Raw genomic sequence first — 8,689 nt, 5'->3', positions numbered from 1 at the left:
GTATTTTATATATTTTTAATTATACTGTTTGTACAAATTTTTGTTTATAATATTAACATATAGATCTTAGTTTTTTTTATTAATGATTAGCTTTTTATTTAATATTATTAAAGTCTTTATGTAATACTATGGTGTATTACATTTGTCTATTATATTTAGCTTTAAATAACTTCCTATTTATTGAATTCAATATATGGCATAAAAAAATCTATTACAGTTTACTATTAGTTTTCAATTTTGTAAACTTATTATTATTACTATTATCATTATTATTAGCAATAATTCATTGCTATATTCTTATATAAATAATAATATAAATCAACCTATTGTGCTAGTTAAATCTCAAGATGTGCATAAGTTATACTTATAAATTTTACTATATGCCCTTATCTTCTATCTATAGAGATTATAAAGTTAACTAGAAGATTATAAACTATTCTACAAAGAAATAAAATGGTTAAAAATGACACCACCCCTTTAATTCCCTCTCTTAAAGTTGAAGACACATATTCTCCATATATGCTAATACCTATATCTTCTAAAGATTTTTATCACATAAAAAAACATTAAAACATCATATACTTTAACAGATTCTTAATGGTTTCTCTTAACATGATTTTTAAGTTATGAAAATACCCTATGGATTGATTTTCTCAAATCATTCTCATAGGGTACTTCTCTATTTTTTCATTTAGCTGATGGCTATAAACTGTAAAACCCCCATCCTCTTAAAAGGTGGGGTGTTACAGTTTATACGCCCCTAGATTAACTCATCTAACCTTCAGATGGTGGAAAAATCACCATCTGAAGGAAGATTCGTTCTATTAGCTAAATCTCTTGAATTTAACATTTATTAATATCTTAAAGATTCTTATTTAAACTTTGGTACTTCAAATTGAAGAACTGGATTTCTTAATTGGCTAATAAGATTCTTTATTCTAATGGTTTGTTTTTGTGCCCACGCTACATCTGTAGCATACTGGTGCCACATTGTTGTGGTATCAAAATCCCATTTCATCTTGTATAAAGTATCTTGTCCAATTGATATATAATTTTTGGCTATCCACTTTGCTCCACCTATTATAGCATCATCAACGGTTACCCAGCCTTCTCTGTAAGCTCTGTCAGCTCCCCAGAAATTTGCATCATCATCAAAAGCACCTATTCCAAATACATTATACACTAGTCTAGCAGGTACATCCTTCTCGAAGACCTTTATTGCTACTTTATTTCCATTCTCATCAGTAGTGTATTCTTTCCTATGAAGTTTATTAACAATAGTTCCTCTTGCTAATTTGGAAGTTCCATTTCCTGTTTCAAGTAAGGAGTGAGATACTAGGTATATAGGATTTACATTTGCTCTTCTTCCAGCCTCTACAAATACTTCACCCTTGCCTTCTAATACTCCCTTGCCTTTAAGTAATATATTTATATGTTCTGCTGTTATTCCCTCTGTATAGTTAAGCTTTAAGAACATATATTTTCCAACCGGATCATTGATAAAGTTATCTGGATTCATATAATACTTAACTTCCTCAAGGGTTGGAGTTCTCCATCTTGATGGGGATGAAGGATCTGATATTATAGGAGCTGCCCCTGGTCTTAGTTGTATATCAGCATAGAAATCTAAAGATTTTGGATATTCCTTATAGGTAACTTGTCCACCCATTAGTACTTTTATTACCTTCTCTAGGGTTTCTCCAACCTCATCAGTAATTACAACCTTTATAGCATGCTCTCCTATAGGCAGACGAGATGTATCTAGTAAATACTCAAATCCTGGATATTCTCCATTCTTATATCCTGGATATGCTTCCTTTACATCATCCCTTAATATATCCTTTATAGCATCTCCTACATATGTGTTATCAACATATATCTTTATATCTTTTATAGAAGTATCAGTTAAAGCCCATCCTGCAATCTTTAAACTATTAGAATCTAAGTTCATATTTTCATAAACTGTTTCTACATTAGCTCTTAAAGGTTTTCTCTTAACCTTTATTTCTATAGACATTGATTGCTTTTCTCCATTGTTTCCTTCAACTTCTATGGTAACTCTATGGTTTCCTAAGGAGAACTTTCCTGGATCTAATTCATAACTAAACCCACTTTTAGCTCCCTCTACATAACCTGGAAAAACCTTATTTACATCTTCTCTAGGTAGTCCGTGTTTTGCCTTATCTATAAGTACTCCATCAGAATATACTCTTACCTCTTTTATACCTGAATCGTTTAATGCCCATCCATATATAGATGTGTTCTCAGTTAATTCCACCCCTGAAGCTGGACCTTCTATCCACATTTTAGATGGTAGTCTTTTAACATTTACAAATCTATCTTCGCTTTTCACTTCACCATTGTTTCCAACAGCTTGTACAGTTATTTTATTCACTCCATCCTTAGAGTCTTTCAGGCTTAAGTTATATTTAAAGCCACTATTTTTTCCACCTACATATCCTGGATAAATAGAATCCACATCCAGTCTTTCAATGGAAGCAGTGGTACTTTCTATAAACTTATCATTTAAAAGAATTTTTATTTCCTTTATTCCTGAAGGGTTTAATGCCCATCCATAAACATCTACACCATTTTTAGATGCATTTGAATAATTAGCTGGTGCTTCAACCCACATGATGGAATCTTTCTTAGCTACTTTTATGTTTCTCTCTTGTTTTTGCTTTGATCCATCCTTTGATACTACCTCTACTGTTATCTTATTATTTCCCTTAAGAGCATTATCTAAAGGTAATTCATAGCTAAAGCCACTATTCTTTCCATTTATATATCCTGGATAAGCAGATTCCACATCAAGTCTCTCAATGTTCACCTTTGAAGAACCAACTAGCTTACCATTTAAGTAGAAGTTCGCCTCTTCTGCTCCACTATTACTTAATACCCATCCATATATATCAATGGTATTTTCTGATATATTTACACCTTCTCCTGGTGACTCTATCCACATCCTATCTGACATGGATGCAGAAGCCTTACTATAGGTCGGTATAAATGTGAATGTAAATACTAGAACTAAAAATAAAGATAACCCTCTTATTAATTTTTTCATTTCCCCCATCCTTTCTTTGAATTTTAGGAATTTTATATTCTCCTTAAGTCCCTCTGAAACTTGTGTGACATAATTCAACAAATTTCCTTAAAAGAGAATAAATCCTACCGTGTACATATTGATTATATATGTTGTATTTTACCAATGTCAACAATGCAGAACCTATTTTTTGTAATAATTAGTTTAAATTTGTTTTTAAACAATAAAAAGCCATCCAATTAATTAATCGGATGACTGTCTATATTCCTTAAATCCCTTTTTCATTCCAGAGATTCTTGTATTATATAACTCTTTATTTATCCCTGCTAAAGAATATAACTTGAATTTAAATAAAACTGAATAATATTTAAATAAAGCACTTAGCTTAAAATTATAATATCTATATGCCTTACCTATAACTGCTCCATATCCTATGGTATATTTAAACTCTTTTTCTATATTCACATAATCTGGATTATATAAATGATAAACCTTAAGTTCATTGTAATAATATAGATTCTTATTATTATGAAGAAGTCTTAGGGTATAATCTATATCCTCTCCTCCATACCACTTAGCCCCTATACCAAGATTCTCATCAAAAAAGCTTATGATGTCTTTTCTTATGAAAATCCCAACAGAGGTGGTGTATTTAAACACATTAAAGGAATTTATCTTTACCACAGGAGTTTTTGACTCTATGCTACTATAGGGTATATTGTTTATAGGGTCATATACCCCTGTACATATGGCATGAATATTCTCATCTTCAAATATCTTAGAAATTTCATTTAAAAAGTTTTCTTCATACCAACAATCATCATCTGGAAACCCTATAAGTTCCCCTGTGACAGATTTTATTCCTAGGTTTCGTGCCTTAGATAAAGACATTCTACCAGCCTTTACATACTTAATACAAAGTTGTTTTTTAAAATAATCACAAAGCTCTTTAATTGAGTTATTGGAACTTTGATCTACCACTATAACTTCTAAATTATCATATTTATTATCTCTTATTGTGTTAAAAAGTTTCTCCATTTCCTTTTGTCTATTGTATGTAGTAACAATTAATGAAATTTTCACCTTACCACCCCTTATTATTAAGAAATAAGGTCTCATACCTATCTATTATATAATCCCAAGAATAATTTCCTAAAATTCTATTCTTAGCTTCACTTTCTAGTTCTTTTCTTTTAATTTCTGAAAGCTTTTCCACTTTCTCAATGGTATTCTTAAGAGAGCCTTCCTCCTTATTAAAATAAACAGCGCTATCTAAAGCTACCTCTCTATTAAACACCACATCTAAAAGTATATTAACCTCTGTAGTAGCTAGCGCCTCTAGAAGTGAAGGATTAGTTCCTCCAACCTCATGACCATGAAGATAGCCAAAGGATTTCTCCCTTATAAGCTTTAATACCTTCTCATCATATATGGTTCCTACAAACTTTATTCTTTTATCCTTTGTGAAATCTGTGGTTTCAAGTAAATTATTATAAAACTTATTCTTTTCCACATTAGTTATTATAACTAAATCCTTAGGAGAATTACTTTTCATAAACTCATCAATCATAAGCTTATAGTTATTTTCTGGTACAAACCTTCCAACTATTAAATAATACTCTTTTTCCTTAAGGTTATGTCTTTCATACCACTTTTCTAATCTGTCATGATCCTCTTTATTATAATCTTCTTCTTTTACATCAGCTCCATAGGCTATGAAGGTTGTCCTAGGTTTATATGATGAATACTCTGATTTTATATAGCTTTCTATACCATTAGAATCACATATTATAAGATCTCCTTTTTTTATCATAAGCCTTTCAGAAATCTTCCAATACTTTTTTATAAAGTAATTCCATTTGCTTCTTTTCCATTCATGACCGTCAGGATTGATATAAACCTTTATTCCAATACTTTCAAGCTTTCTCTTATAAAATAATAAAAAAGGTCCTATTCTACAGGCTAATATATATAATATTCCATCCCTTATATCATTATCTTTAACGTATTTATACACTCTCTTTATGGCCTTAATATCATAAACCACTGCTTTTCCTGGGCCTACTTCTGGAGTATTCACATTAAAGCATCTAGCTCCATTAAATTGAAATTCCTTATCATCCTTAGCCATACATGCCACATGATATCTTATATTTTTACTCTTCTTAAGTTCTGTTAATTTATGTACAAAAGTTTCATAACCACCATAATTAGCTGGAATTCCTTTTGAACCTATTATGAAAACATCTTTCATAACTACCTCTCCCGTTCACTTCTTATATCGTATACTTTTTCAAAGTTTCTCACATAACTCTCCAGTGAAAAGCTCTCTCTTTGTCTTGTACATGAATTTTTACCATAGGTTTCTCTTAGATTTTTATCATTAAGTAAAACTTCTATCTTCTTCCCTAAATCCTCTGGATCACATACTTCTGCAAATAACCCATTGTAGTTTTCCTTCACCATTTCAGTGACACCGCCATGTCTATATCCAATAACTGGCTTTCCTGATGCCATAGCCTCAAGAACCACTGTTGGAAGAGGATCTGGCTGAATAGATGGAAGAACAAATATATCATAAAGACAATGAACATTTTTAGTATCACTTCTATAATCCTCAACTATTATTCTGTCTTTTGCTGGACTATTCTCTACCTTCTCTTTAAGGGATTCCATTCTCCACTCTTCTCCCTGAAATACTCCCCCTACCATCATGGCCTTAGCCTTAGGGTATTTAGGAAGAACATGATTTAATGCTTCTAGGAAACTTTCTTGTCCCTTCCATGAATTAACTCTTCCTATAAGTCCAACTACTACCTCATCTTCCTTTATGTTATATTCTTCTTTTAAGTAATCCACCTTATTATTCTCGTTAAACACTGTGTTATCTATTCCGTTATATATAACATCCACTGGAGTGGTTTTAAAATATCCTGTGTCTAAAAGATGATTCTTTACTGCATTGGAAACTGCAATAACTCTATTAGCTGTTTTAGAAATAACCTTACATAAGAACTTATTTATCACCTTAGGTTTTGTTATTATTTCATGAATGTGCCATACATGATGTATATCTAAGGCTCTTTTTAAGGCTGCTCCCTCTAAAACTGCCATGGTATTTGAATGTACTACCTCAATGTTATTATCTAAGCAATATTTTTTTAATATTTTTACGTTTCTTTTAAACTCTATAGCATAATCTATAATTCCCTTAGGATTAAAATATTTTCTCCTAAGTATTGGGTATTCTAATACACTAACCTTTGCTCCTATGTTCTCCATTTCCTTAACTAAAGGTCCATCACAAGGAAGTATAATATGAAGCTTGTATTTTTCCTTATCTAGGTTCTTCATCAGCTGAAGAAGTACTATATCTGCTCCATATAGCTCTGCTCCTGCATGGAGGTATAAAATATTTTTCATGTTACTCTCCTTTTATTAAAGTATTGTAGCTTAGGGCTTTTTCATCATTAAAGCTACTGAATATGAATCCATATATCATCCAATTTAAAGGGTTAGTAAAATGACCTCCAAAAACTTGATATAGGAATATAAAGCTTAATAGTCCCCATTTTATTAATGATTTATCTTTAAAGCACTTATACATAAGGGCTGTGAAGAGACCCCATATGCCTATTATTCCAAGAATTCCCGTCTCCGCAATCTCATAAAGTATAGAGTTTGGAATTACACTTACAAGACCCCAAACAGTATAGTTCTCCCGTACAAGGTCAGTATTTAGATTTCCAAAACCTACTCCAAGGCCACTAGTATCATTAAACATCATGTTAGTTAATCTAACTGAGGTATTTACCCTGTACCAATTGGATAAATCCTTCCCTTGAATTGTATCTACAGCTCTCATATATAGAGAATTTTTAGCTGCAGCACTGAATCCCACAACTAAAATTATTCCTATAAGAAAAACTCCTGCTATTCTAAAGGACTTTTTTGAAGGATTTAAAATAACATATACTCCTACCATGAACACTATACTTGCTAATAAAGTTACTATAGATCCCCATGGTCTTGCCATAGCTAATACCATAAGATTTACAATAATAGCTCCTATAAATATGTTCCTATGTTTTATATTCTTCTCATATAAAACCATAGCTAAAAGGATTATTATAATAATGGCTAAATGAAATCCAAGCTCACTGGGTTCCATATAAAAAAGTTGAAGCCTAGATAAGGAGTATTTATTAACCACATCCCCATGTCTCCATATAAAAGTATTTCTAAAGATTAAAGCTAAAGGAATGGATGCTGCATACATTAGGCTTATATACACCAAGAATTTCTTTATATTGAATTTACTAGCCTTATTTATGGTAAGATACATAACCCCAATGCAAAGTACTATCTTTCCAATATTTATCACCATCTTTGGTATACTTACCCCACCTAAAAACACTATTTGTATCATAGCGTATATTATTAGTGGCACAATCCATAGAAATATTTGTTTTTTATTTTTACTAGTTTCTTTTTTAAAGAAATAAAAGAAGAAGTAATAAAGGGATAAAAAATAAAATAAATCTGCGTTTCCTGAAAGGAAAACTCCTTTTATGGTTACATTCCCAAAAGCTTCCCTAAAAAAATATAATAGTGCAACTACTAATTCCATATATACCTCCTCCTAATCCATATATAGATAAACCACATGAAAATCTAACCTTTAACTAGCATTCTTATCTCCAAATAGTACGAAAACTGTTTTAAATATTAGCTTAATATCCACCCAAAGGCTTCTTTCTTTAATATACTTTACATCAAGCTCCATCCATTCCTCAAAATCTATTTCATTTCTTCCCATGACTTGCCAATAACAAGTAAGGCCTGGTTTTACTAATAGCTTTTGTCTCTGCCATGAATTAAAAGCTTGTACTTCCTTAGGTAAATTAGGTCTTGGACCAACTAAAGACATATCTCCCTTTAAAACATTTATAAGTTGAGGTAACTCATCTATACTTGTTTTTCTTATAAACTTCCCTATTTTAGTTACCCTAGGATCATCCTTCATTTTAAACATAGGTCCTGACATTTCATTTTTATCTATAAGAGTCGATTTTAGCTCCGCAGCAATTAACACCATAGATCTAAGTTTATACATATCAAATACTTTACCGTTCTTTCCTACCCTTTTTTGACTAAATATTATAGGTCCCTTGGAGTCTAGCTTAATTAATAAGGAAACTATTATTAGAACTGGTGATAATATTACTAATCCGCAAACTCCTCCTATTATATCCATTAATCTTTTACATATAACATATCCCATACTATCCTTTATATTACCCCTAAACACGGTTTCTTTTATATATTGTTCTGTTTTTTGCACTTAATCACCACCTAAATTTTTGAAAATATATATTACTAAGACAGTTTACCATATATTTTCTACTAAAAAGTTACTTTTCTGATAATTATAGTAATATAGCTATTTCTTGGGAAATAACTATACCAGGTACACATAAGTAACCTTTTAGCTTACATTTACCTTATTCTCTATCTCTATGCTGAATATATATTTAACTACATGATTTTTTATATTCTTTATCATCTCATCAAATATCTCACCACTTCTTAGCTTATAAGCCATGGCAGGATCCTGCTGTTTATAAGCTTGAAGTCCTATAT

The 8,689-nt window shown here is 31.0% G+C and carries 7 protein-coding genes; all 7 read right to left on the bottom strand.

Annotation, left to right across the window (positions count from 1 at the left end; genetic code table 11):
* Positions 1–871: 871 nt before the first annotated feature.
* Positions 872–3,067 (bottom strand): Ig-like domain-containing protein, encoded by a 2,196-nt coding sequence (locus AB2369_RS08570; protein ID WP_367666063.1) that lies wholly within the window; start codon positions 3,065–3,067, stop codon positions 872–874.
* Positions 3,068–3,289: 222 nt separating this feature from the next.
* Positions 3,290–4,129 carry a glycosyltransferase family 2 protein gene (locus AB2369_RS08565; protein ID WP_367666062.1) on the bottom strand — a complete coding sequence of 280 codons (840 nt, stop codon included), beginning with the start codon at positions 4,127–4,129 and terminating at the stop codon, positions 3,290–3,292.
* Between the two features lies 1 nt (position 4,130).
* The gene (cps2T, locus tag AB2369_RS08560; protein ID WP_367666061.1) at positions 4,131–5,300 is read right to left on the bottom strand and encodes a beta 1-4 rhamnosyltransferase Cps2T; all 1,170 of its coding nucleotides are present in this window, start codon (positions 5,298–5,300) and stop codon (positions 4,131–4,133) included.
* 2 nt (positions 5,301–5,302) lie between these two features.
* The gene (locus AB2369_RS08555) at positions 5,303–6,469 is read right to left on the bottom strand and encodes a glycosyltransferase family 4 protein (protein WP_367666060.1); all 1,167 of its coding nucleotides are present in this window, start codon (positions 6,467–6,469) and stop codon (positions 5,303–5,305) included.
* Between the two features lies 1 nt (position 6,470).
* Positions 6,471–7,676, bottom strand: coding sequence for a hypothetical protein (locus tag AB2369_RS08550; protein WP_367666059.1), 1,206 nt, complete (start codon positions 7,674–7,676; stop codon positions 6,471–6,473).
* 51 nt (positions 7,677–7,727) lie between these two features.
* Positions 7,728–8,330 (bottom strand): sugar transferase, encoded by a 603-nt coding sequence (locus tag AB2369_RS08545; protein ID WP_367666065.1) that lies wholly within the window; start codon positions 8,328–8,330, stop codon positions 7,728–7,730.
* A 204-nt stretch (positions 8,331–8,534) separates the two neighbouring features.
* Complete coding sequence (locus AB2369_RS08540) at positions 8,535–8,687, bottom strand: hypothetical protein (protein ID WP_367666064.1); 153 nt, start codon at positions 8,685–8,687, stop codon at positions 8,535–8,537.
* Positions 8,688–8,689 lie beyond the last annotated feature (2 nt).

Source organism: Clostridium sp., assembly GCF_040797585.1.
Classification (GTDB): domain Bacteria; phylum Bacillota; class Clostridia; order Clostridiales; family Clostridiaceae; genus Clostridium_Z.
This window is presented reverse-complemented; position numbering and strand designations above follow the sequence as displayed.